The organism is Rummeliibacillus sp. JY-2-4R (genome assembly GCF_053847205.1).
The window spans coordinates 3,692,320-3,718,084 of record NZ_CM132623.1 but is presented as its reverse complement, the minus strand read 5'-3'; the positions used below and the strand labels follow the sequence as shown (position 1 = coordinate 3,718,084).

Here is a 25,765-nt window from a genome sequence, read left to right as displayed (position 1 = left end):
CTTAGAAATCATCATCATCATGATTACCAAACATATAAGTATGATGATGAAACTTCATGCTGAATACTAAACCTAATGCTAATGCATTTCCCATCATCGCACTACCCCCATAACTAATAAAAGGAAGGGGAATACCAGTGATTGGTAAGACCTGAGTAGTCATACCGATATTTTCGAATACATGGAAAGTAATCATGGCAATAATGCCAGCACAGACATAGGTACAGAATGGATCCTTCATTTGTAGAGTAAGTTTTGTTAAATGGAAGATCAAGATAAAGAATAAACAAATAACAACACTTGCACCTATAAAACCATATTCTTCACCAATTACACTAAAAACAAAGTCTGTATGATTTTCAGGTACATAGACTTGTCTATGTTTAAACCCTTTTCCTAGAATTCCGCCTGAACCAATCGCATTTAAAGAGGAAATTAAATGGTAACCGTCTCCAGAAGAATAAGAATAGGGGTCTAACCAAGAGTAGATCCGCGCAAACTGATAAGGGCTGAATCCAAGCTTTGTAGAAAGAAAGTCCTGCATATACAAAGCCATCCATAATAATGAGAAACCTATAGTACCAGCACTTACAGCAACGGGTAAAATAATTTTCCATGAAATACCCGCAACAATTACTATAGCTGCTGTGATGGCAAAGAATACAAGTGCAGTACCTAAGTCTGGTTGTTTTAAGATAAAGGCTAATGGAACCAATAACACAATGAAAATTTTTCCTAATAGGATAAAGTCTGTTTTTATAGATTTCATCGAATACTTTTCATGATGTTTACTTACAGTTCGGGCAAGAGCCAGTATGAAGAATGTTTTCATAAACTCGGAAGGTTGAATATCAGCAAAACCTAAATGGAACCAACTTTTGGCACCGTTTCTAGGCTCTGTTAAAGATCCAGGTGTAATCATTAAAACAAGCAGGATGAAGATTCCTAAACCATATAGATACCAAGTCATCTTTTTATACTGATCAGGTTCAAAATACATCATCACCGCGATGATAACTGCTGCAACAAAGTACCAAAAAAGCTGTTTAGGCACAAAATTAATGCCATATTGACCAGATGATTGTGCAGATGTAATAGCCATCACACTGACTATACAAAACAATAACATTATAAAAGCGAGCGTCCAGTCAAAACGATCGGAAAAAGTTCTCTTTGAATTCATTATAGTCACCTAAATTAGTAGATTTAAAACTTGCATAAACCAGCTCCAGCGGCCTGAACCTAGGGGTGCACACTTAACCCGCTTCCGCTTTTGAAATAATTCCAGCTATGGCGGTGAACTTAGGCTATCTACCTAAAAAGGCCGCTTCCGCTTTTAAATTACTATCCAGCTCTAGCGGCTAGACCCTCAAGGGTACACATGATGTGTACCCGATAGCAGTTGCGCTCGCGTTGTGGCGCCTTTAGGCTACCTTCTTTGAAACAGTCCCTCGGTCGATAGCTTAAAAGATGCGCATCTGTCGGGCCTTCCAATGTTTTTCGGAGGCCCACACGATGTGGGTCAGATAGTCGTTGCCGCAGGACGCGGCGCCCTTAGACTATCATCATTAAAAGCCGCTTCCGCTTTTAAATAATTTTAGCTTATTTCATTGTATCATGCATGTGTCCAAAGTTGTGACGAAATCGAAACACAAATGTTTCAAAATTCGTAATAACATCTTATAATGTCTTATAATGAGATTGGAAATGAGGTGATCGACTTGGCAAAAAAGATGCGAGCTGCTGACGATTTTATACATCACTTATATGTACACATGAACGAACTAAACCAATTTGTTATTTTTAGTGGTTTAACTTTCCGTGAATTTGTCTCTGCAGTCGGTCCTCTTCAAAATATTTTGCTACTAAAAAACGAATACGAAGATGGCTCTTTTAATATGCATACACGGTTAGAGTTTGTGGAAGAGAAAAGTGTACCAAAGTTTGTGAAAAAAGCAATGGATTCAAAGAAGGATTTATGCTGGATTGATTTTTCTGATGAACGAAAATTGAATCTCTTAACACCACAGGAGCAGGCGGAACTACTTTATATAGGACACAAAAAAGAGCCTGTCCGTTCTCCGTTTTATCATCAGTTACAAAACAAGTATGTCTATTTATCAAGTGAAGAAGAAAAAACATCGAAAATATACTTCCGCGATTTAACAGATGTGAACAAATTAGTTACACAGGTATTTAATAACGTAATCCAAGAAAAAGAACGTTTAACAACTTTTTGGAGAAGAAGAGTGAGTAATTCGACACCGCAATTCATGGAAGAAATGATGAAGAACTTTCGTGAAGATGTAAAAGATGGTGTATTATTTTCGTTGTATAAAATAGAAAAGCCAAGACTTGCTTATGTTATTGAATTACGCAATATTTCGGATGAATACTTCCCGGATGAGATATGGGATGATCTAAATAGTATTTTAAAGAAAAAGCCTGAGGAAATTTTAGAAATCCATAAGTAATAGCTCTTATATATTATTTTTCCTGTTATTGGATTTTATCTATAACGTATTAAAGATTCCTACATAATATAAGTAGGAATCTTTTTATTTTTGATGCATTATTTTTTCAGAGTGCTATTATAGAAATGTTATTTTTTAAGGATATAAAAACAATGTTTTTGAAAAGTGGTACATACTTTTTGGAAATTGAAATCATTTTATCCCGCATTAACTTAGCAGTACCCTCCACCTGAAGACTTTATAAAATCCAAAAAAGCAAAGGTTGGAGATAACTGTTCGTAAATGCCCATTGGTTCAACTAACAATCCAGCGGAAAAAACCTCGCTGATTGGAGTTTCACTTTATGATTCCATTAGCTTCGTGCTAAACTATGAATAGAAAAAATCTGGAGGAACAAAAAACCTATGAAGAAAAAATTAGGCTTATTATATGGTGGTAAATCAGCAGAGCATGATGTGTCCTTATCAACTGCTAAGGCTGTTATCCAAGCATTACATTTTGATCAGTATGATGTATTTCCAATCTTCATCACTCGTGATGGTGAATGGCGAAGAGGTGCACAACTAGCTTCTCCTGTAGAAAGTATCTCGGAATTACAATTTGGAGCAAACTCAGAAAAAGCAAAACCAAATGATATTTCTAGCTTCTTATTAGAAGAAAATGAAAAACCATTCGATGTGATTTTCCCATTACTTCATGGAACAAATGGTGAAGACGGAACAGTGCAAGGATTACTAGAAGCATTAAATTTACCGTATGTAGGAAATGGCGTGTTAGCTTCTGCTGCTGGAATGGATAAAGTAATAATGAAACAATTATTCGAAATAGCAGGACTAAAACAAGTTCCTTATGTATACTTCATCCGCAAAGAATGGACTAAAGACCAAGAAGCGTTAATTGCTAAAATGGAAGAAAAGTTAACTTGGCCAATGTTTGTTAAACCGGCTAACTTAGGTTCAAGTGTTGGAATTAGCAAAGCATCAAACCGCGAAGAATTAGTAAAAGCAGTTGAAATTGCTTTAAATTACGACCGTAAAATTGTTGTAGAACAAGGAATTGTTGCACGTGAAGTTGAAATGGCTGTGCTTGGCAATGATGAACCAAAAGTTTCTGTACCAGGGGAAATCAAACCCGTAACAGATTTCTACGATTATGATTCAAAATACAATGATGATAAAACTGATTTATTAATTCCAGCACCTGTAACGGATCAAGTAATTGTAACAATGTCTAATATGGCAATACGTGCATTCAAAATTTTAGATTGCTCAGGTCTTGTACGCTCAGACTTCTTTGTAACTGCAGAAGATGAAGTATATATTAATGAGGTCAATACAATGCCTGGCTTTACTCCAGTAAGTATGTATCCAATTTTATGGCAAAACACTGGCTTAGCATACGGGGATTTAATTGAAGAACTTATTGCTTTAGCAATTGAACGCCATGAAGAAAAGCAACAACTTCATTACCAATAAAAGAAATTGAGTGTGATCTATTGTGAAAAAAACATTGAAGCAAATTGCTAATTGGTTAAAAAGTAATCAAGAATTACAAGAAGACATTGTAGTAACAGGTGTTTCGATTAATACACGTACATTACAAAAAGGAGATTTATTTATCCCGTTTCGTGGGGAAAATACAAATGGTCATAAATATGTCTTACAAGCATTCGAAAGTGGTGCATCAGCCTCACTATGGCAAAAAGATGAGCCAAATCCTCCAAAAAATGTGCCGTTAATCTTCGTTGATAACTCTGAGATGGCACTACAACAAATGGCAAATTGTTATCGAGCAGAACATAAAGCAACATTTATTGGTATCACTGGATCAAACGGTAAGACATCTACGAAGGACCTTGTAGCGGGAACACTATCTCCTTATTTTAAGGTTCAAAAAACAGAAGGTAACTATAACAACCAATTAGGGTTACCATTAACTATTTTATCGTTAAACGAAGATACAGAGTTTGCAATATTAGAGATGGGTATGGATGGATATGGCCAAATCGAATTTTTGACTAAAATGGCAAAACCTAAATATGCAGTAATTACGAATATCGGTGAAGCACATATGCAAGCACTTGGTTCACGCCAAGGCATTGCAAAAGCAAAATTTGAAATTATTCAAGGGCTTCAAGATGACGGTAAATTTTTCTATGATGGCGATGAACCATTACTTCAACCATTGGTAGCAGCAGAAGAAAAATTAGATGCACTATCTTTTGGTTTAAATTCTTCTGATGATTTAATGGCGTCGAATATTGAATCGACTGAAAATGGTAGTTCGTTTACCATAAATGGAGTGGTCAACGGTGATTTCTTTATTCCAGTGCTTGGTCGCCATCAAGTAAAAAATACCTTAATAGCGATATTAATTGCTCATGAAGTAGGCTTAACAGATGAGCAAATACGTAATGCATTGAAAATGGTATCTTTGACGAATATGCGCATGCAGTTAGTAAATGGAAGTCAAGGCATTTTGTTTGTTAATGATGCTTACAATGCAGCGCCGACTTCTGTTCGTGCAGCATTACAATTCATCCAATCAACAAATTTGCGACAAGATAAATGGGTAGTACTAGGTGATATGTTGGAACTTGGGGAATTGGAGCAACAATTCCATGAGGATTTGGCAGAAGCCATTGACCCAGCAAATATACATCAAATATGCCTATTCGGACCACGTATGAAATGGTTATATGAAAAATTACAAACAAAAGTACAGCCGGAGAACTTAGTCTGGTCAGAGAAAAGTTATGATCCAATTATTGAAAAAATCAAGTTAAATGCCAATGAGAACTCTATTATTCTTTTAAAGGGTTCACGTGGCATGGCACTTGAACATGTATTGCAAGCATTCTCTAACTAATAAGAATTAACATACATCGCGAAAGTTTAAAAAAAGAGTACCTAGGGAAGACTAGTTTCTTCTAGGTACTCTTTTTAATAATTCAAGATGGAGATGAGTTGGTTGAAAATAGGTGTACTGTGTCTACATGGATTTACTGGTGGCGCTTATGAAATCAAAGCGTTTTCAGATTATCTTGAACAAAATACTAATTGGACCATTCACGTGCCTATATTATCAGGCCATGGTGAGAAATTGAATTTAGAATTATTTACAGCAGAGCACTGGTTGATGGATGCAGAAATTGCGTATAAGCGTCTATTAAAAGAAGTAGACGAAATTTTTATTGTTGGCTTTTCTATGGGTGGCATCATTGCTATGTATATAGCATTACGATATAAAGTAAAGGCGTTAGTGCTATTGAGCCCTGCAGCAAGATATATAAGAACAAAACAGTTTGTGATCGATTTGAATGGATTATTTTTAGACGCCTTACACGGAGAACATAAGGACAACGATTTTTTTAAACTATATGAACGGAAAGTAATTGATGTTCCCATCTCATCAGCTGCTGAGTTTACACGATTGGTACATAAAGTATCTCCTTATTACGAAAAAATTACTGTTCCAGTATGTCTAGTACAAGGAGAAAAAGATGAGCTTGTACCGTATACAACAGCTAAATATTTATATAATAAAATAGCAAGCGCAAAAAAGGAGTTGATTACTTCCCCTGATGGAAAGCATCTTATTTGTTATTGTAAGGATGCAGAAAAGTGGTTTAAAAAAGCTTTGCATTTTCTAAATAGCTGTAAATAAAAATCGGAAAATTTAGAATGAGAGTAAATAATTGCATGAAAGCATTACGCGTGTTAGAATAGTGAAAGCAATGGATACATTTTGTGTGAAGACTCTCCGAAGTGATGGAGGGTACTTTTTTTTGAACATTACGGTTTATTCTATATTTCATGTGTGAATCACATGAGAGTTGAACCGCTCGGCAAAGACCGGGCTTTCCTTTTTATATAAAATTCCTCTATTCTTTTGTAGAGATATAATAAGTAACGGAAACGTTCCTAACATAAGGCTCGATTTGCCCTATTTTCATCTGAAAATGTAACCATTTGTCAAATGCATAAGCAAAGAAGGAGAATGAGAAGTTTGACAAATTTTTCAGAATTAAATATTAGCGCTTCTACACAAAAATCCCTAAAACGTATGGGATTTGAAGAAGCAACACCAATCCAAGAAGGTACTATTGGGTATGCGTTAGAAGGCCGCGATATTATTGGCCAAGCGCAAACTGGTACTGGTAAAACTGCTGCTTTCGGTATACCACTAATCGAAAAAGTAGATCCTAAAAATCCTGTGGTACAAGCTCTTATTATTGCCCCTACTCGCGAATTAGCGATTCAAAGCTCAGAAGAACTTCATAAAATTGGTTACGATAAACGCGCACGCATTCTTTCAGTATATGGTGGACAAGATATTAGTCGCCAAATTCGTGCACTTAAAAACAAACCACAAATTATCGTAGGTACTCCAGGTCGTATTCTAGATCATATTAAACGTCACACATTAAAACTTGAAAACGTAGAAACACTTGTCCTTGATGAAGCAGATGAAATGTTAAACATGGGTTTCATTGAAGATATCAATACAATTTTAGAAAACGTGCCAGCAGAACGCCAAACACTATTGTTCTCTGCAACAATGCCAGCACCAATTCGTAAAATTGCTGAAACTTTCATGAAAGACCCAGAACTCGTTAAAATTAAGTCAAAAGAGATGACAGTAGAAAATATCGATCAGTATTTCGTAAAAGCACAAGAACGCGAGAAATTCGATGTCTTATCACGTCTTTTAAATGTGCATCAACCAGAACTTGCAATCGTGTTTGGTCGTACTAAGCGCCGTGTGGATGAGTTAGCACATGCACTTAATATTCGTGGATATCTTGCAGAAGGAATTCATGGGGATTTAAGCCAATCAAAACGTCTTTCTGTTTTGCGTCAATTTAAGGAAAACAAAATTGATATCTTAGTTGCAACAGACGTTGCTGCACGTGGATTGGATATCTCAGGTGTTACTCATGTATACAATTTCGATATTCCACAAGATCCAGAATCTTATGTTCACCGTATTGGACGTACAGGTCGTGCCGGAAAATCAGGACTTGCAGTAACATTCGTTACACCTCGTGAGATGGGCTATTTACGTATCGTAGAAGAAACAACGAAAAAACGTATGACTCCATTAAAGCCACCTACTGCAGATGAAGCATTAGTTGGTCAACAAGCATTAGCTGTAGAACAATTAAAAGAACTTGTTGAAAAGAATCATTTGAGTGATTACCGTGGAATGGCTGAAGAGTTATTAGCAAGCCATGATGCAGTGGATTTGGTTGCTGCAGCACTTAAATCATTAACAAAAGAACCTGATGATACACCAATTAAAATAACTGAAGAACGTCCATTACCAATGCGTCGTTCATCAAATCATGGTGGCAACAACCGTGGTGGAAATCGCGGTGGTTCTCGTGGTGGACGCGGTGGCAGTAACAATCGTGGCGAACGTGGTGGACGCCGTAGTAGCGATCGTAATAATCGTCGTGATAGCAGCAGCCGTCGTGAAGGGGGACGTCGCGAAGGTGGCAGACGTCAACCTCGTCGTAGCGAAGACTAACTTGTCTGCATGATTACAAAAGCATTTACAAATTGAGGAATCAATTTGTAAATGCTTATTTTTTTATATTCTTATTTGTCCGTTAAGAGTCCATGTTTGAAACAAATCCTATAAAATTGAAACTATCAACTTGTCCAAACGTATATAGAATATAAATATAGGCATAAATTAAGGAACAATAATCACATTAAATAACCACTCTATTTTAGTACCGTATGCTTGTATACATAGGAAAAGGGGTTTTAATATGACTTCACAACCAAAATATCATATTTCAAAAAGGGGGCTAAAGGTGTGGCGCATTCATGCTGTTTTTGGAGTGACCATATTAATATTGCTTGCAGTGACTGCATGTGTATTAACTTATATCTTCGATTGGCCTAAATGGATTTACGGTATTAGTTTTGTAATCGTGTTAATTGATATGTTCTTTTCCATATATTTATTTCCGAAAATCCGTTGGAATCATTGGCGATATGAAGTAAGAGAGCAAGAAATCGATATACAACAGGGATTATTTATTGTAAGAAGGACACTTGTCCCTATGGTACGTGTTCAACACGTAGATACCTCACAAGGTCCAATTTTGAAACACTATAAGTTAGCAAGTATTTCAATTTCTACCGCAGCAACAACTCATACGATACCAGCGTTATCTGTAGCGGAAGCTGATCAATTACGGATTCGTATTTCGGAATTAGCAAGGGTGGCTGAAGATGATGTCTAGAGAAGTGAATCATTTACATCCTATTACTGTTGTAGTTAGTTTTTTTTCTAGTCTTAAGAACTTTGTTATACCACTAGCTTTTATCTTTTTAGGAAAAGGATTTCACTATACATTAAATCCTGATAGCAAGCATTTTACAGAAACCATTATTTCCTCCTGTATTATTCTTTTAATTATCACGATTCTACTAATTGTTTCTTATATTAATTGGAAACGTTTTGTCTATTGGTTTGAGGAAGAAGAGCTCAGAATTGAATATGGATTCTTTGTGAAGAAAAAGCGTTATATTCCATTTGAACGTATTCAAAGCTTAAATTATAAAGAAGGAATCCTCCATCGTCCGTTTAAACTTGTTAAAGTGAGTATTGAAACAGCAGCTGATAGTGGCGGTGAGGCAGAGGCAAATTTAATCGCTATAACACGTGAACAAGCTACAATGATTGAACAAGAGATGAAGAAGGCAAAGCGGGAGCGGGGGCAAACAGTTACTCAGAATGTGGCTGAAGATTTGTTAGTTGAGGTTGATAGAGATCTAAAGGAACGAGAAATTCCACGCTCCGTCATTCATCGTATGTCCAAAAAAGATTTATTGGTGTTAGCAACTACATCTAGTGGTATTGGTGTTGTATTTTCAGGTATTGCAGCTATTTCATCACAGTTTAATGACTGGATACCATATGAGCGGTTATATGGTGAGTTCCAAGCGTTCATGAAATTTGGATTGCTGATTATTATAATTTTAAGTTTAATCGTGTTATTGATTGCATGGCTATTATCTGTTGCTCTTACCTTTTTAAATAATTATGGATTTATCGTAGAAAAAGAGGAAGATAAGCTCTTTATCTCGAAAGGATTATTAGAGAAAAAACGTTTGACTATTCCATTGAAAAGAATTCAAGGAATTAGGATTATAGAAAACCCATTTAGGCAACTTTTTGGCTATGCTACGATTGTTCTGGAGAGTGCTGGTAATTCTGGAGAAGAAGACGATCAAAAGATTGTTCTAATTCCCCTTGTGAAAAAAAAGCAGGGATTGACTATTTTGAAGAATCTATTTCCAGAAATTCAATTGGAGCCTTCTATTAACGGAGCACCTAAGAGAGCGATGTTTCGATACATGTTTAAGAATGTGTATTGGCTTGCACCTATAACTGTAATCGTTAGTTACTTTGCTTTTCCATATGGGTTATGGTCCTTACTTATACTACCTGTAGCTTTATTAATTGGCCTTTGGCAACACCATAGTGCAGGCTATTCTTTAAATAATAACCAACTTATGATTATATACAGGGGGATTAGCAGAAATACTTTTGTGACATTAAAAAAGAGAATACAAACTATGTCCCTTTCACAAAGTTACTTTGCAAAAAGGAAAGACCTTGCAACAATAACCGTTTATATTATGTCAGGTTCAACAGGTAACAATTGTAAAATCCAACATTTTGATTTGTTAGAGATGGAAGAAACCTTTGGATGGTATGAACCTAATTCTTTACGTCGTGTAAAAGAATAAAAAGAGAGGCTTTCTTAAAAGTCTTTAAGGACTTTCAGGACAGCCTCTAAAATCTGCAAAAGCAAAAGCTCCTATTGAAATACTAGTAGCAAAGGAGTTGTCCTAAAAGTATCTTGGACAACTCCTTTATCCATTATTTTTTCTTTTTAAGCCATCTTAAAACCCGTTTTGGATGGAAATCAAACAATCCAATAATTAGACCGGTAATAAGCCCGATAATATGAGCTGTACCATTCACATCAGATTGTAAGAAAGACATAATAACTGAGATTACAATAATGGGCATAATTATTTGTTTAAGTTGTGGCATTGTTTTTCTTGTATAGTAAACTAATGCTACGAATGCACCGAATATACCGAAGATCGCGCCACTTGCCCCTACACTTGCATAGTTAGGTGGCTGTATCAGAAATGAAACAACATTTCCCATAATCCCAGATACAAAGTAAATGGTAAAGAATCTAAGCTTACCAGCGATACGTTCTAGTTCTGGACCAAATACATATAACGAGAACATATTGAAAAGTAAGTGAAAAAACCCACCGTGTATGAACATAGATGTAATCAGTCTCCAATACTCACCATCTGCAATTAGGAAATTTACAGATGCACCCATATTAATGATATTGGATCCAATTGGCGGAATTAGACCAATTAGATAAATAATAATATTGATAGCAACAAGTAGCGAGATAACAGGATATAGTCTTATGTACTGCGAAAGATTTTCTGTACGATTAAACATGTATTCACCTCGATTTTAATATGATTATTATACATTGTTTTATTAGCTGAATGGAAGGAGAAGCAAAAGTGATAAAAGGAATTGGACTCGATATCGTAGAAATATCAAGAATAATGAAAGCAAATGATCTTAGCCCGCGATTTAAAGAAAGAGTTTTAACACCAAGAGAGCTAAAAATTTTCAATCAGTTAAAGACAAGAAGGCAACTAGAATTTCTAGCAGGAAGATTTTCAGCTAAAGAAGCATTCTCAAAAGCGAATGGGACAGGAATTGGAAAGGGGTGTGCATTACAGGATATAGAAATCTTGCCAAATAATCAGGGTCAACCGATTTTATATTTCAAAAAGGAAATTGTTCAAGGGTTTGTAAGCATTACTCACTCAAAAGAATATGCGGCCGCTCAAGTAATACTGCTCGCATAAATTTTAAAGCTCGTTCATAGGATACTCTAACGGAAAATGTAGAAAGGATGGGATTTTGCGAAAATTTCTCACTATAGGACTCATTTGTATTACGGCAGTATTAATGTTAGTGGCTTGTGGATCGAATTCAAAAGAGGATATTGTTAAAAAGACAAGCAAGAAATGGACTTCAGCCAAAGGATATGAAGTAAAAGCTGTCATGGAAATCAAAACAACTGGTGATGCCAAAAAGTATGATGTAGATGTATGGCATACTAAGCCTGAATTTTATCGTGTTGCAGTATCTGAAGAGGGTCAAGACACATCACAAATGATCATTCGAAACGAAGATGGCGTATTTGTAGTGACACCATCTTTGAAAAAGACGTACAAATTCCAAAGTGATTGGCCAAAGCAAAACAGCCAAGGGTATTTAATTAATGCTTTAGCAGACGATTTAGCTTCAGACAAAACAGCGGAAATGAAAGAAACAAAAAATGCTTATATCTTCAAAGCGAAGACACGTAATAATCACTCGAAAATGCTTCCGACTCAACAAGTTTATATTGACAAAAAGACGCTATTGCCTACAAAAGTTATCGTTTTAAACGATGCAAATGAAGAACAAATTCGTATTACATTTAAGAAGATAACACTTGGTGTAGCTAAGAAGGCTTCTGATTATTCAATTGAGGACTTTACAAAGACAAGCGATACAAAAGCTGAGTCTAAGAAAGATACAACATCAGCGGAAAAGGCAGATCAAGGAGCTAATAACCAAGTAACAACAAGCGAGGAATCAAGTGACAAGGCAGCAACAAGTGAGCAAACAACAACATCTAGTGAAGAGCAAACAACAACATCAAGTGAAGAGCAAACAACAGGCGAGAACGCAACAAGTGAACAATCAAAAGATGGGCAAGCTACGGACGAGAGTGCTAGTGACGCATCACAATCTACAAGTGGCTCTACTACAGAAGATAGTCAATCGTTAACTAACGAAGAGGGTAATACTACAACAAATGATGGAACAATTGCGACCTCAGCAGATCAAAATGTGACTACAACTGAAGATTCAACAAGTACAGCAGCTGATTCTGGTGACTTTAAAACACATTATCCTGTATTAGAAAAATGGAATAACGTGAAACTAAAAGATGAAGAGTCTTTACAAATGGATTCTGGTACACGTAAAATCTTATCATTTGAAGGTGATAAGAGCTTTACAATCATCCAAGAAAAAGTAACAAAAGCAGAACAATTGTTTATTCCGGTATTCTCACCTGGTGACCCTGCTGATTTAGGATTTACAATTGGTGCAATCACAGATAATTCAATTAGTTGGGAAGCCGATGGTATTTCATTCTTTATCGCATCAAACGATTTAAGTAAGGATGAACTAATCGAAGTTGCATCTTCAATGGTGAATGGAGAAGTGAAGTAACTAATGATTGACCAAAGCTTTATCTGGGACGATAATAGAAAAAAACAAATAAGAAGGTAAGAAAATATGAACTATCATCAAGAATTTCGTCCCACTAAAGCTATTATTGATTTATCAGCAATTCGTTATAATATAGAAAATCTCCGTAAGCATTTGCATGCAGATGTTGAAATTATAGCAGTTGTAAAAGCAAATGCTTACGGTCATGGTGATATACAAGTTGCAAGGGCTGCAATAGATTCTGGAGCAACAATGTTAGCAGTTGCAACACCTGAAGAGGCACTGCATGTAAGAGAAGCTATTGAAGGTACTCCTATATTGATATTAGGCGCAGTTCCTGAAAGCTTTGCACCATTTGCTGCAGAGAATAATATTATACTTACCGTTTTTACTCCCGAATGGATTAATGAAGTATCAAAAACATCCACAGACTTTAAAAAACCATTAAAAGTACATTTAAAAGTAGATAGTGGTATGGGTCGGATTGGTGTTCGAACAGAAAAAGAATTAAGAGCTGTATATGATGCAATAATTTTGGCAAATAATATAGAGGTGGATGGTATTTTCACTCATTTTGCTACTGCAGATGAAGAGAATACGGTTCAGTTTGATCATCAATTAGAACTATTTAAAGAATTAGTAGCAACATTACCGGTGAAACCTCGCCTGGTACACGCAGCAAATACTGCCGCTTCATTGGTTAAAGAAAATGTTCAGTTTGATGCTGTAAGATTTGGTATTTCAATGTATGGTCTTGCACCATCACCATATGTCGAAAAGAATTTACCTTATGAATTGCATGCAGCTTTATCTTTAGAAAGTGAGCTAGTGTATGTAAAGAAAATTGCTAAAGGTGATACAATCAGCTATGGCGGTACATATGTAGCGCAACAAGAAGAATGGGTAGGTACAATACCAGTAGGTTATGCTGATGGTGTTAATCGTGGGCTATCCGGTCAGGAAGTATTAGTTGATGGAATGCGAGCACCTATTATCGGAAGAGTTTGCATGGATCAATGTATGATTAAATTACCTCGCGAAATGGCAATTGGACAAAAAGTTGTTTTAATTGGCAAACAGCAACAAGAAGAAATTCGCATTCAAGAATGGGCAGATAGACTTAACACGATTGTATATGAAATACCATGTATGCTTTCTTCAAGAGTACCAAGAGTATATGAAGAGTAGTTCTGGGATATGTTTTTTATTTATTCTTCATACTATGAAAAATAATCTTTACTTGTCGACAAATTCAGAAAAAAATCAACGCTTATGTCAAATACTTACTGATTCTGTCTTTTCAATGAATTATTTTAATGTTAGGATAGTAGGTAAAGTGGTATAAAAGGTGATGGTTTTTTGGAGGTGTTGGCCGTGAGTGAAAAAGGATCAGAAGAAGTTCTTATTCAGATGCCGGAGCGGATGGTTTCTGAGAATATTGAACAAGCTTATAAACAAATAACTAAAATTAAGAATGAAATCGTTTATATACCTACGAAAAGATATATGCATACAAAACAAAAAAATCACATGCGAGAAGCAATGGTTAAAGGATATGTAGAAATGTCACAGATTAACTTATCTATATGTAGTGAATGCTTACATGTTGAGTATGAAGCGGAACATATGGTGGAGCGACTCGTAAGCGGAGGATGAAAACTTGAACGTTAAACGTGGTGACGTTTTTTTTGCAGATTTATCACCAGTAGTTGGGTCTGAGCAAGGTGGCACCAGGCCCGTACTGGTAATTCAAAATGATATTGGTAATCGGTTTAGTCCTACAGTAATTATTGCAGCAATCACTGCACAAATTCAAAAGGCAAAACTTCCAACTCATGTAGAAATCGATGCAAAAAAATATGGATTTGAAAGAGATTCAGTTATTTTGTTAGAACAATTGCGGACAATTGACAAATCAAGATTAACTGATAAAATCACGCAACTAGATGGTCCGTTAATGGAAAAAGTAGAAGAAGCTTTAGCAATTAGCCTTGGCCTTTTAAAATTTTAGATAGCATACATATTGAAACACCAGAATTGTATTTCTGGTGTTTTTGTTTTTCCATAGATAAAATTTTAGGAATATTTATCCAATGGTTTAAGGTAAAATATTACGAAAATAACAGTGTAATGTCAGTTAATATATTATACAATTAGAAAAAGTAGGTAGTTTAATAGTAACTATGATGATTTATCCAAAAAATAATTGTTTATAAAAAGATTGAGATATATGAAGGTTTTAACCTATCGTAATAATGATTAAAGGTAAATACTTAAGAGTTTGGGGGGAGAATTTGAGATGGAAGAGTCTTCTCTAGATATTTTGACAAAGTGGGATATTGTTACCGCACGTCAGTTAGGTCGCAAGAAGGCTAAATCAATTGGTTTTGATATGATAGCTCAAGCTAAAATTATCACTGCCATCAGTGAATTAGCCCGTAATATTTATTTGTATGCCGAACAAGGTAAAATTCACATAACAAAAATCACAAAAGGATCTTCTGTAGGGATATGTATTATTGCTTCAGATTCTGGACCGGGTATTCCAAATGTAGAACTTGTGTTGCAAGAGGGATATTCCACATCGCAGGGACTAGGTGCAGGTTTACCGGGTGTGAAACGATTAATGGATGAATTTGATATAGAAACTGAATTGAATAAGGGGACGACTGTTACAATAAAAAAATGGCTTAATTCAAGTGGATAATATATTCCATATTAATGCAGTTCTTTTTAACTATATACAAAATTATGAATATTTTCCTAGATTAATGAAGTTGAATTGCGGGTATATAACTGTTGTTGCTTGTTATACGAAGGATATTTTATGCGTTTTTATAAAAACAATATTGCCTGAATTCGGCATATCTGTTTAACGGCTATCAATTAGGAGGGATTGAATTGGATTTTAATATAGATATATCAACAAAAGATAGCGATACTATACAGGGAATCGTTAGTGGAGAAATAGATGCTTATACAGCTCCTATTTTACGAGAAAAATTGGAAACCGTGAAAATTCAAAATGGAATTAAAATTGAGTTGGATTTTTCAAATGTAAATTATATGGATAGTACAGGACTTGGAGTTATTGTGACATTTTATAAAAATGTAGTTGCAAACGAAGGTGAAATTAAGCTGACTGGATTCTCTAACCGATTAAAAAGACTTTTCGATATAACAGGTTTAAGTGAAATTATGAATATTGAACAAGTTGGAAAGGTGACAACAAACAATGAAAGAATTTGATTATTTTGAAATGCGTGTCCCTGCTAAAACTCAGTTTGTTGGTGTTGCTAGGCTAGCTATTTCTGGTTTAGCTAATCGTTTAGGCTTTTCATATGATGATATCGAGGACTTGAAAATTGCCTCTAGTGAAGCAATTACAAATGCAATCCAACATGCTTATTCTGAGGAAGAATATGGCGAAGTGATAATTGGCTGTGCATTATATAAAGATAAGTTAGAAATCATGGTTTCAGACTATGGGCAAAGTTTTAAATATGAGGAAATCAAAGAAAAAGTAGGACCTTATCACGAAGATGATGATATTCAATTTATCCGCGAAGGAGGATTAGGGCTATATCTTATTGAAAGCCTAATGGATGAAGTGAAGGTGTTAAACGACAATGGTGTAACTGTTTTCATGACTAAATATGTTTCTCGAGAGCAGGTGAATGACCATGTGGAAACAATCTCCTTCTAATTTGAAGTCAAAAGAGCAAATTTTAGAGTTAATTCATCAATTCCAAGAGAATGAAGATAAAGACTGCCAAGAGAAGATAGTGAAGCACTATCAATATTTGGTTGAATCGATTGCGCGTAAATACTCTAGCGGACGCTCTTACTATGATGACATCTATCAAGTGGGAATGATTGGCCTACTTGGTGCGATTAGAAGGTTTGACTCTTCCTTTGGTCGGAGTTTTGAAGCTTTTGCAGTACCTACGATTATCGGTGAAATTAAACGTTATTTAAGAGATAAAACTTGGGATGTACATGTACCTAGACGTATAAAAGAATTAGGACCTAAAATTAAAGCTGCAATAGAATATCTTACGACCGAATCCCAACGGTCTCCCCTTATTTCTGAAATAGCTGCTTATTTAGAAGTTGAAGAAGAAGATGTATTGGAAGCAATGGAAATGAGCCGAAGCTATCAAGCGTTATCAATGGATCGACCGGTTGAATCAGGTAATGATGAGAGTTCATCCACATTGTTTGATATTATTGGGGAAGAAGACAATGAGTTTGAAAAGACAGACCAACGCATCATAGTAAAAGAAGCTATGAAGGTGCTATCGGAAAAAGAAAAAAATGTTATAAAGCTTACATATATTGAACAACTGAGTCAAAAAGAAGCTGGCGAAATTCTTGGTATATCACAGATGCATGTTTCACGACTACAACGTGGGGCCATTAGAAAATTGCAAGATGCTATAGCCTCACCATCTTAAACCATAAAGTAATTACCTGTTCTGTAATGGGACAGGTTTTTTTGTGTTTCTAGAAGAAGAATAAAATTCCTCTATGGTAAAATAGGGAAGACAAAAGAAAGGTAGTGAACGAATGGACGACAAAAAAATGTATCAATTAATCGCCTCAGAAGTTGGGATTCGTACGCATCAAGTGGAGCAAGTTATTCAATTACTTGAAGCTTCTAATACAGTCCCTTTTATAGCCCGCTATCGAAAAGAAGCTACAGGATCATTGGATGAGGTGCAAATAAAGGCAATCGAAGATCGATATCACTATATTCAACAATTAGAACAACGAAAACAGGAAGTTCTCCGTTTAATCAATGAACAAGGCAAGTTAACAGAAGAACTAGCTAAAGAAATTAACGCAGCAACAATTCTAAAGCGAATTGAAGACTTATATCGCCCATATAAACAAAAACGACGTACAAAGGCCACAATTGCAAAAGACAAGGGCTTAGAACCTTTAGCTGACCAATTAATGGTTTTCGGAAAAACGTCTCTAGAAGAGTTGGCTACTCCTTTTCTTTCTGAAAAAGTTGAAAATATAGAGGAAGCACTTCAAGGTGCAAATGATATATTAGCGGAACGATTTGCAGATGACGCAGCTATTCGCGAAAAAATCCGTAAAATTTCATGGCAACAAGGTAAAATCCAAACTGCTGTTAAAAACGCAGAACAAGATGAGAAATCGGTATTTGAAATGTACTATGAATACGAAGAGCCCGTTAATAAAATCGTGCCACATCGCACTTTAGCGATTAATCGTGGTGAAAAAGAAGATATTCTCAAAGTGAATATTTTAGTACCTATTGAACGAGTGACTCAAATAATGCGTAATGAATGGATTCCAGCAACCTCTTCTCCGGCTGTATCACAAGTTGATTCAGCTATTGAAGATGCATATAAACGTTTGATTCAGCCATCTATTGAACGAGAAATACGTAATGAACTTACCGAAAAGGCAGAAGCGCAGGCTATTCATATTTTCTCTGAAAACTTAAGGAATTTATTGCTTCAACCTCCTATGAATGGCCAATACGTACTAGGAGTAGACCCAGCTTATAGGACAGGTTGTAAACTTGCGGTTGTAGATGACACGGGTAAAATGTTAGAAATATCAGTGATTTATCCTCATACTGCAAAAGGTGATGTAGAAAAATCGAAAAAGACTTTTAATGATATTTTGAATCGTTATCCGATTTCAATTATTGCAATTGGAAATGGTACAGCATCTCGTGAAACAGAACAATTTGTATCTGAGTGTTTAAAGGAGTCGCATAGTGATGCGTCTTATGTAATTGTAAGTGAAGCAGGAGCTAGTGTTTACTCTGCATCTGAAGTTGCACGTGAGGAATTTCCAGATTTGCATGTTGAGCAACGAAGCGCTGTTTCAATTGCAAGACGATTACAAGATCCTCTAGCAGAGCTAGTAAAGATTGATCCGAAAGCAGTAGGTGTAGGCCAATATCAACATGATGTTTCTCAAAAGAAACTTGAAGAGTCGTTAACTTTTATTGTTGAAACAGCGGTAAACCAAGTCGGTGTAGATGTAAATACAGCATCCCCTTCACTTCTACAATACGTGTCCGGTTTATCCAAAACTGTTGCAGAGAACATCGTTAAGGTTCGAAGTGAAAACGGTAAGTTTACAGCACGTACTCAGTTAAAGAAAATACCAAGATTAGGTGCCAAAACTTATGAACAAGCGGTAGGATTTCTACGTATCCCAAATGCCAAAAACCCACTAGATGCCACTGCAATCCATCCGGAAAGCTATGATTTGGCAAAACAAATTTTAGAAGCAGCTCATATCGATAAAGAACATATTGGTACACGCGAGGCGGAGCAATCCATCGGTACATTAAATATCACTGATTTAAGTAAGAAATGGGAAGTAGGGGAAATAACATTAAAAGATGTAATTGATTCACTTATGAAACCTTCAAGAGATCCACGTGATGCGTTTCCTCAACCATTACTTAAAAAAGATGTATTGAAAATGGAAGATTTACAAACTGGAATGGAGCTACAAGGTACAGTGCGTAATGTTGTTGACTTTGGAGCATTTGTTGACATAGGGGTAAAACAAGATGGACTTGTACACATTTCAAAATTAAAAAAAGGTTATGTAAAGCATCCGCTAGATGTTGTAGCTTTAGGTGATATAGTTACCGTTTGGGTAGACAAAGTAGAAGCGGGTAAAGGTAGAATCTCTTTAACAATGCTTCCTCCCGAACAACAAATTATTGAATTAGACTAGCAGTATCCCACTTATGTGGGGTATTGTTTTTTTATAGGAGGTAGACTATGAAGGATTGTGATTTACATAAATTAGTTTGTACAATTTCAGAGCAAGAATTTCAAAAGCCGTTTCAACACAAAGCTTATTTCAATAAAAGACTTCGTACAACAGGGGGGCGCTATCTATTACAATCTCATAATATTGAAATTAACCCCAAAGCATATGAACAATATGGTCTTGAAGAAGTAAAAGGAATCATTCGTCATGAACTATGTCATTACCATCTTCATTTAGAAGGTAAGGGGTATCAGCATAGAGATGCAGATTTTAGAATGCTATTGAAAAAAACAAATGCTCCTCGCTTTTGTGCAAATTTAGATGGTGGAAAAAGAAGGAGTATTAGTAATAGATATACGTATATTTGCGTCAAATGTGGGGCAAATTATCATCGTAAGATTCGAATGAATACTGCAAAGTATCGTTGTAGCAAGTGTTTAGGCAACCTTATATTAAAAAAATAATTTTTTATAAAAACTCTTGACGATTACGATTTAACTCTTTATAATAGTAAAAGTCGACAAGATGATAAGACATTGAAGCGACAAACAAATGAAGGTTATTCCGAAGTAGCTCAGTTGGTAGCAGCATCTGACTGTTAATCAGAGGGTCGCAGGTTCGAGTCCTGCCTTCGGAGCCATATTGGCCCCTTGGTCAAGCGGTTAAGACACCGCCCTTTCACGGCGGTAACACGAGTTCGAATCTCGTAGGGGTCACCATTTCAATGGTTCGGTAGTTCAGCTGGTTAGAATGCCTGCCTGTCACGCAGGAGGTCGCGGGTTCGAGTCCCGTCCGAACCGCCATTTTTATTGGGGTATAGCCAAGCGGTAAGGCAACGGATTTTGATTCCGTCATGCCCTGGTTCGAATCCAGGTACCCCAGCCATTTTCTTTTGTTATTTCAGCTACGAGTCATTAGCTCAGTTGGTAGAGCATCTGACTTTTAATCAGAGGGTCGCTGGTTCGAATCCTGCATGACTCACCATTTTTTCTTGACATTGGTAAAAAGATATTTTATAATAATTTATACCGATAAGAATAATGCGGTCGTGGCGGAATGGCAGACGCGCTAGGTTGAGGGCCTAGTCGGGGTTAACTCGGTGGAGGTTCAAGTCCTCTCGATCGCACCAAGAAAATAATTTAATATGCGCCCATAGCTCAACTGGATAGAGCGTCTGACTACGGATCAGAAGGTTGTGGATTCGACTTCTGCTGGGCGCACCATAATTTTAAAAACATTATTAACTAAAACCTTTTTTGCGGGTGTAGTTTAGTGGTAAAACCACAGCCTTCCAAGCTGTTGTCGGGAGTTCGATTCTCCTCACCCGCTCCAAATTATGAAATTATATGAACCTTGAAAACTGAACAAGCAAGACGTTAATCAATAAACCTTGTTTGCTAACTTTTGTTAGTGACAAGGACAAACAATAGACATCATCTTTGATGATGCGCTAGCAAAGCTAATGAGCTTTCAAACTTTACTTTTATGGAGAGTTTGATCCTGGCTCAGGACGAACGCTGGCGGCGTGCCTAATACATGCAAGTCGAGCGAATGACGAGGAGCTTGCTCCTCTGATTTAGCGGCGGACGGGTGAGTAACACGTGGGCAACCTGCCCTGTAGACTGGGATAACTTCGGGAAACCGGAGCTAATACCGGATAATCCATTTCACTTCATGGTGAAATGTTGAAAGGCGCTTTCGCGTCACTACAGGATGGGCCCGCGGTGCATTAGCTAGTTGGTGGGGTAACGGCCTACCAAGGCGACGATGCATAGCCGACCTGAGAGGGTGATCGGCCACATTGGGACTGAGACACGGCCCAAACTCCTACGGGAGGCAGCAGTAGGGAATCTTCCACAATGGACGAAAGTCTGATGGAGCAACGCCGCGTGAGTGATGAAGGTTTTCGGATCGTAAAACTCTGTTGTAAGGGAAGAACAAGTACGTTAGGAAATGAACGTACCTTGACGGTACCTTATTAGAAAGCCACGGCTAACTACGTGCCAGCAGCCGCGGTAATACGTAGGTGGCAAGCGTTGTCCGGATTTATTGGGCGTAAAGCGCGCGCAGGTGGTTTCTTAAGTCTGATGTGAAAGCCCACGGCTCAACCGTGGAGGGTCATTGGAAACTGGGAGACTTGAGTGCAGAAGAGGAAAGTGGAATTCCAAGTGTAGCGGTGAAATGCGTAGAGATTTGGAGGAACACCAGTGGCGAAGGCGACTTTCTGGTCTGTAACTGACGCTGAGGCGCGAAAGCATGGGGAGCAAACAGGATTAGATACCCTGGTAGTCCATGCCGTAAACGATGAGTGCTAAGTGTTAGGGGGTTTCCGCCCCTTAGTGCTGCAGCTAACGCATTAAGCACTCCGCCTGGGGAGTACGACCGCAAGGTTGAAACTCAAAGGAATTGACGGGGGCCCGCACAAGCGGTGGAGCATGTGGTTTAATTCGAAGCAACGCGAAGAACCTTACCAGGTCTTGACATCCCAGTGACCGCTCTAGAGATAGAGTTTTCCCTTCGGGGACATTGGTGACAGGTGGTGCATGGTTGTCGTCAGCTCGTGTCGTGAGATGTTGGGTTAAGTCCCGCAACGAGCGCAACCCTTAATCTTAGTTGCCATCATTTAGTTGGGCACTCTAAGGTGACTGCCGGTGACAAACCGGAGGAAGGTGGGGATGACGTCAAATCATCATGCCCCTTATGACCTGGGCTACACACGTGCTACAATGGACGGTACAAAGAGTCGCTAACTCGCGAGAGCACGCTAATCTCATAAAACCGTTCTCAGTTCGGATTGTAGGCTGCAACTCGCCTACATGAAGCCGGAATCGCTAGTAATCGCGGATCAGCATGCCGCGGTGAATACGTTCCCGGGCCTTGTACACACCGCCCGTCACACCACGAGAGTTTGTAACACCCGAAGTCGGTGAGGTAACCTTTTGGGGCCAGCCGCCGAAGGTGGGATAGATGATTGGGGTGAAGTCGTAACAAGGTAGCCGTATCGGAAGGTGCGGCTGGATCACCTCCTTTCTAAGGAATATTTCGGAATAGAGAACGTGGTTCTCTAAGATTAACGCTTGCTGTTCAGTTTTGAAGGCTCATCGCTTTCAAAACATTGTTCTTTGAAAACTGGATAAAACGACATTGAAAAATTCTTAAGTAACACATTTTTTTATATTAAGTTTTAAATTTTTAGGCTTAATAACTTATAGGTTAAGTTATTAAGGGCGCATGGCGGATGCCTTGGCACTAGAAGCCGATGAAGGACGGCACTAACACCGATATGCTTCGGGGAGCTGTAAGTAAGCTTTGATCCGGAGATTTCCGAATGGGGAAACCCACTATTCGTAATGGAATAGTATCTTGACGTGAATACATAGCGTCATGATGGCAGACTCAGGGAACTGAAACATCTAAGTACCTGAAGGAAGAGAAAGAAATTTCGATTCCCTTAGTAGCGGCGAGCGAAACGGGAACAGCCCAAACCAAGAGGCTTGCCTCTTGGGGTTGTAGGACACTCTATATGGAGTTACAAAGGAATGAATTAGACGAAGCGGTTTGGAAAGACCTACCGAAGAAGGTAACAGTCCTGTAGTCAAAAGTTCATTCTCTCCTGAGTGGATCCTGAGTACGGCGGAACACGTGAAATTCCGTCGGAATCTGGGAGGACCATCTCCTAAGGCTAAATACTCTCTAGTGACCGATAGTGAACCAGTACCGTGAGGGAAAGGTGAAAAGCACCCCGGGAGGGGAGTGAAAGAGATCCTGAAACCATGTGCCTACAAGTAGTTAGAGCCCGTTAATGGGTGATAGCGTGCCTTTTGTAGAATGAACCGGCGAGTTACGATTACATGCAAGGTTAAGTTGAAAAGACGGAGCCGTAGCGAAAGCGAGTCTGAATAGGGCGAATGAGTATGTGGTTGTAGACCCGAAACCAGGTGATCTACCCATGTCCAGGGTGAAGGTAAGGTAACACTTACTGGAGGCCCGAACCCACGCACGTTGAAAAGTGCGGGGATGAGGTGTGGGTAGCGGAGAAATTCCAATCGAACTTGGAGATAGCTGGTTCTCTCCGAAATAGCTTTAGGGCTAGCCTCGTGATAGAGAATCTTGGAGGTAGAGCACTGTTTGAACTAGGGGTCCATCCCGGATTACCGAATTCAGACAAACTCCGAATGCCAATGATTTATGCACGGGAGTCAGACTGCGAGTGATAAGATCCGTAGTCAAAAGGGAAACAGCCCAGACCACCAGCTAAGGTCCCAAAGTAATTGTTAAGTGGAAAAGGATGTGACGTTGCTTAGACAACCAGGATGTTGGCTCAGAAGCAGCCACCATTTAAAGAGTGCGTAATAGCTCACTGGTCGAGTGACGCTGCGCCGAAAATGTATCGGGGCTAAACAATTCACCGAAGCTGTGGATAGACATCTATGATGTCTGTGGTAGGAGAGCGTTCTAAGTGCTGTGAAGTCAGACCGGAAGGACTGGTGGAGCGCTTAGAAGTGAGAATGCCGGTATGAGTAGCGAAAGATGGGTGAGAATCCCATCCACCGAATGACTAAGGTTTCCTGAGGAAGGCTCGTCCTCTCAGGGTTAGTCGGGACCTAAGCCGAGGCCGATAGGCGTAGGCGATGGATAACAGGTTGATATTCCTGTACCACCTCCCTACCATTTGAGTAATGGGGGGACACAGTAGGATAGGGTAAGCGCACTGTTGGTTATGTGCGTCTAAATAGTAAGGCGTGAGAGTAGGCAAATCCGCTCTCTATAACGTTGAGCTATGATGGCGAGCGGTTTACCGCGAAGTTCCTGATTTCACACTGTCAAGAAAAGCCTCTAGCGAGGTAGGAGGTGCCCGTACCGCAAACCGACACAGGTAGTCGAGGAGAGAATCCTAAGGTGAGCGAGAGAACTCTCGTTAAGGAACTCGGCAAAATGACCCCGTAACTTCGGGAGAAGGGGTGCTCTAGTAGGGTGCAAGCCCGAGAGAGCCGCAGTGAATAGGCCCAGGCGACTGTTTAGCAAAAACACAGGTCTCTGCAAAACCGTAAGGTGACGTATAGGGGCTGACGCCTGCCCGGTGCTGGAAGGTTAAGGGGATTGCTTAGCGTAAGCGAAGGTGAGAACCGAAGCCCCAGTAAACGGCGGCCGTAACTATAACGGTCCTAAGGTAGCGAAATTCCTTGTCGGGTAAGTTCCGACCCGCACGAAAGGCGTAACGATCTGGGCACTGTCTCAACGAGAGACTCGGTGAAATTATAGTACCTGTGAAGATGCAGGTTACCCGCGACAGGACGGAAAGACCCCGTGGAGCTTTACTGTAGCCTGATATTGAATTTTGGTACAGCTTGTACAGGATAGGTAGGAGCCTGAGATACCGGAGCGCCAGCTTCGGTGGAGGCGTCCTTGGGATACTACCCCAGCTGTATTGAAATTCTAACCCGTACCCCTATATCGGGGTAGGAGACAGTGTCAGGCGGACAGTTTGACTGGGGCGGTCGCCTCCTAAAGAGTAACGGAGGCGCCCAAAGGTTCCCTCAGAATGGTTGGAAATCATTCGCAGAGTGTAAAGGCACAAGGGAGCTTGACTGCGAGACCTACAAGTCGAGCAGGGTCGAAAGACGGGCTTAGTGATCCGGTGGTTCCGCATGGAAGGGCCATCGCTCAACGGATAAAAGCTACCCCGGGGATAACAGGCTTATCTCCCCCAAGAGTCCACATCGACGGGGAGGTTTGGCACCTCGATGTCGGCTCATCGCATCCTGGGGCTGTAGTCGGTCCCAAGGGTTGGGCTGTTCGCCCATTAAAGCGGTACGCGAGCTGGGTTCAGAACGTCGTGAGACAGTTCGGTCCCTATCCGTCGTGGGCGTAGGAAATTTGAGAGGAGCTGTCCTTAGTACGAGAGGACCGGGATGGACACACCGCTGGTGTACCAGTTGTTCTGCCAAGAGCATCGCTGGGTAGCTATGTGTGGACGGGATAAGTGCTGAAAGCATCTAAGCATGAAGCCCCCCTCAAGATGAGATTTCCCATTACGCAAGTAAGTAAGATCCCTTGAAGACGACAAGGTAGATAGGTTCGAGGTGGAAGTGTGGTGACACATGGAGCTGACGAATACTAATAGATCGAGGACTTAACCAAACGTTATT

20 protein-coding genes, 8 tRNA genes and 2 rRNA genes are annotated in these 25,765 nt (G+C 38.7%); 28 read left to right on the top strand and 2 right to left on the bottom strand.

Features of this window, described 5'->3' with window-relative positions:
• Position 1: 1 nt before the first annotated feature.
• On the bottom strand, positions 2–1,183 hold the full coding sequence (gene rodA / locus ACWV26_RS18225) for a rod shape-determining protein RodA (protein WP_455896082.1): 1,182 nt from the start codon (positions 1,181–1,183) through the stop codon (positions 2–4).
• 529 nt (positions 1,184–1,712) lie between these two features.
• Between rodA and ACWV26_RS18220 the strand changes: the two genes are divergently transcribed.
• From ACWV26_RS18220 to ACWV26_RS18190, 7 genes are all read left to right on the top strand, one after another.
• Complete coding sequence (locus tag ACWV26_RS18220) at positions 1,713–2,474, top strand: hypothetical protein (RefSeq protein ID WP_455896081.1); 762 nt, start codon at positions 1,713–1,715, stop codon at positions 2,472–2,474.
• A 404-nt stretch (positions 2,475–2,878) separates the two neighbouring features.
• Positions 2,879–3,949: a D-alanine--D-alanine ligase gene (locus tag ACWV26_RS18215; RefSeq protein ID WP_455896080.1), complete on the top strand. Its 1,071-nt coding sequence runs from the start codon at positions 2,879–2,881 to the stop codon at positions 3,947–3,949.
• A 22-nt stretch (positions 3,950–3,971) separates the two neighbouring features.
• Positions 3,972–5,342: a UDP-N-acetylmuramoyl-tripeptide--D-alanyl-D-alanine ligase gene (locus ACWV26_RS18210; protein ID WP_455896079.1), complete on the top strand. Its 1,371-nt coding sequence runs from the start codon at positions 3,972–3,974 to the stop codon at positions 5,340–5,342.
• A gap of 102 nt (positions 5,343–5,444) precedes the next feature.
• On the top strand, positions 5,445–6,140 hold the full coding sequence (locus ACWV26_RS18205; protein ID WP_455896078.1) for an alpha/beta hydrolase: 696 nt from the start codon (positions 5,445–5,447) through the stop codon (positions 6,138–6,140).
• Positions 6,141–6,482: 342 nt separating this feature from the next.
• Positions 6,483–8,006, top strand: a complete 1,524-nt coding sequence (locus ACWV26_RS18200; RefSeq protein ID WP_455896077.1) for a DEAD/DEAH box helicase — start codon at positions 6,483–6,485, stop codon at positions 8,004–8,006.
• Between the two features lie 247 nt (positions 8,007–8,253).
• Positions 8,254–8,733 (top strand): PH domain-containing protein, encoded by a 480-nt coding sequence (locus ACWV26_RS18195; protein WP_455896076.1) that lies wholly within the window; start codon positions 8,254–8,256, stop codon positions 8,731–8,733.
• Positions 8,726–10,246: a PH domain-containing protein gene (locus tag ACWV26_RS18190; protein WP_455896075.1), complete on the top strand. Its 1,521-nt coding sequence runs from the start codon at positions 8,726–8,728 to the stop codon at positions 10,244–10,246. The genes ACWV26_RS18195 and ACWV26_RS18190 overlap by 8 nt, the downstream gene beginning before the upstream one ends.
• A 133-nt stretch (positions 10,247–10,379) precedes the next feature.
• On the opposite strand, the gene ACWV26_RS18185 is transcribed toward ACWV26_RS18190, so the two are convergent.
• Positions 10,380–10,991, bottom strand: coding sequence for a rhomboid family intramembrane serine protease (locus tag ACWV26_RS18185; RefSeq protein ID WP_455896074.1), 612 nt, complete (start codon positions 10,989–10,991; stop codon positions 10,380–10,382).
• A 68-nt stretch (positions 10,992–11,059) separates the two neighbouring features.
• On the opposite strand from ACWV26_RS18185, the gene acpS reads away from it, so the two are divergent.
• The 21 genes from acpS to ACWV26_RS18080 all read left to right on the top strand — a co-directional run bounded on the left by acpS (position 11,060) and on the right by ACWV26_RS18080 (position 25,757).
• Positions 11,060–11,413 (top strand): holo-ACP synthase, encoded by a 354-nt coding sequence (acpS, locus tag ACWV26_RS18180; RefSeq protein ID WP_455896073.1) that lies wholly within the window; start codon positions 11,060–11,062, stop codon positions 11,411–11,413.
• Positions 11,414–11,468: 55 nt separating this feature from the next.
• Entirely contained in the window at positions 11,469–12,836 is a 1,368-nt protein-coding gene (locus ACWV26_RS18175; RefSeq protein WP_455896072.1) for a LolA family protein, read from the top strand.
• Positions 12,837–12,902: 66 nt separating this feature from the next.
• Positions 12,903–14,024, top strand: a complete 1,122-nt coding sequence (gene alr / locus ACWV26_RS18170; RefSeq protein WP_455896071.1) for an alanine racemase — start codon at positions 12,903–12,905, stop codon at positions 14,022–14,024.
• A 186-nt stretch (positions 14,025–14,210) separates the two neighbouring features.
• Positions 14,211–14,492 (top strand): transcriptional regulator, encoded by a 282-nt coding sequence (locus ACWV26_RS18165; protein WP_455896070.1) that lies wholly within the window; start codon positions 14,211–14,213, stop codon positions 14,490–14,492.
• 4 nt (positions 14,493–14,496) lie between these two features.
• Complete coding sequence (locus tag ACWV26_RS18160; RefSeq protein ID WP_455896069.1) at positions 14,497–14,847, top strand: type II toxin-antitoxin system PemK/MazF family toxin; 351 nt, start codon at positions 14,497–14,499, stop codon at positions 14,845–14,847.
• 288 nt (positions 14,848–15,135) lie between these two features.
• Entirely contained in the window at positions 15,136–15,543 is a 408-nt protein-coding gene (locus ACWV26_RS18155; RefSeq protein WP_455896068.1) for an anti-sigma regulatory factor, read from the top strand.
• Positions 15,544–15,737: 194 nt separating this feature from the next.
• On the top strand, positions 15,738–16,085 hold the full coding sequence (locus ACWV26_RS18150) for an STAS domain-containing protein (RefSeq protein WP_455896067.1): 348 nt from the start codon (positions 15,738–15,740) through the stop codon (positions 16,083–16,085).
• The gene (gene rsbW / locus ACWV26_RS18145) at positions 16,072–16,542 is read left to right on the top strand and encodes an anti-sigma B factor RsbW (RefSeq protein ID WP_455896066.1); all 471 of its coding nucleotides are present in this window, start codon (positions 16,072–16,074) and stop codon (positions 16,540–16,542) included. The genes ACWV26_RS18150 and rsbW overlap by 14 nt, the downstream gene beginning before the upstream one ends.
• Positions 16,520–17,293, top strand: a complete 774-nt coding sequence (gene sigB, locus ACWV26_RS18140) for an RNA polymerase sigma factor SigB (protein WP_455896065.1) — start codon at positions 16,520–16,522, stop codon at positions 17,291–17,293. Before rsbW ends, sigB begins: the two co-directional genes overlap by 23 nt.
• Before the next feature lie 112 nt (positions 17,294–17,405).
• Positions 17,406–19,577 carry a Tex family protein gene (locus tag ACWV26_RS18135; RefSeq protein ID WP_455896064.1) on the top strand — a complete coding sequence of 724 codons (2,172 nt, stop codon included), beginning with the start codon at positions 17,406–17,408 and terminating at the stop codon, positions 19,575–19,577.
• Between the two features lie 47 nt (positions 19,578–19,624).
• Positions 19,625–20,080, top strand: coding sequence for a SprT family protein (locus ACWV26_RS18130; RefSeq protein WP_455896063.1), 456 nt, complete (start codon positions 19,625–19,627; stop codon positions 20,078–20,080).
• A 99-nt stretch (positions 20,081–20,179) separates the two neighbouring features.
• Positions 20,180–20,256 (top strand) — tRNA-Asn (locus ACWV26_RS18125).
• Between the two features lie 4 nt (positions 20,257–20,260).
• Positions 20,261–20,335 (top strand) — tRNA-Glu (locus ACWV26_RS18120).
• A 7-nt stretch (positions 20,336–20,342) separates the two neighbouring features.
• Positions 20,343–20,419: transfer RNA gene (locus ACWV26_RS18115), tRNA-Asp, on the top strand.
• Positions 20,420–20,426: 7 nt separating this feature from the next.
• Positions 20,427–20,501, top strand: a tRNA-Gln gene (locus ACWV26_RS18110).
• Between the two features lie 23 nt (positions 20,502–20,524).
• A tRNA-Lys gene (locus tag ACWV26_RS18105) sits at positions 20,525–20,600 on the top strand.
• A 58-nt stretch (positions 20,601–20,658) separates the two neighbouring features.
• Positions 20,659–20,745, top strand: a tRNA-Leu gene (locus ACWV26_RS18100).
• A gap of 17 nt (positions 20,746–20,762) precedes the next feature.
• Positions 20,763–20,839 (top strand) — tRNA-Arg (locus tag ACWV26_RS18095).
• 35 nt (positions 20,840–20,874) lie between these two features.
• Positions 20,875–20,948 (top strand) — tRNA-Gly (locus tag ACWV26_RS18090).
• Positions 20,949–21,098: 150 nt separating this feature from the next.
• Positions 21,099–22,646, top strand: a 16S ribosomal RNA gene (locus ACWV26_RS18085).
• A 181-nt stretch (positions 22,647–22,827) separates the two neighbouring features.
• Positions 22,828–25,757 (top strand): 23S ribosomal RNA (locus ACWV26_RS18080).
• Together the 16S and 23S rRNA genes with 8 tRNA genes alongside form the textbook arrangement of a ribosomal RNA operon.
• Positions 25,758–25,765 lie beyond the last annotated feature (8 nt).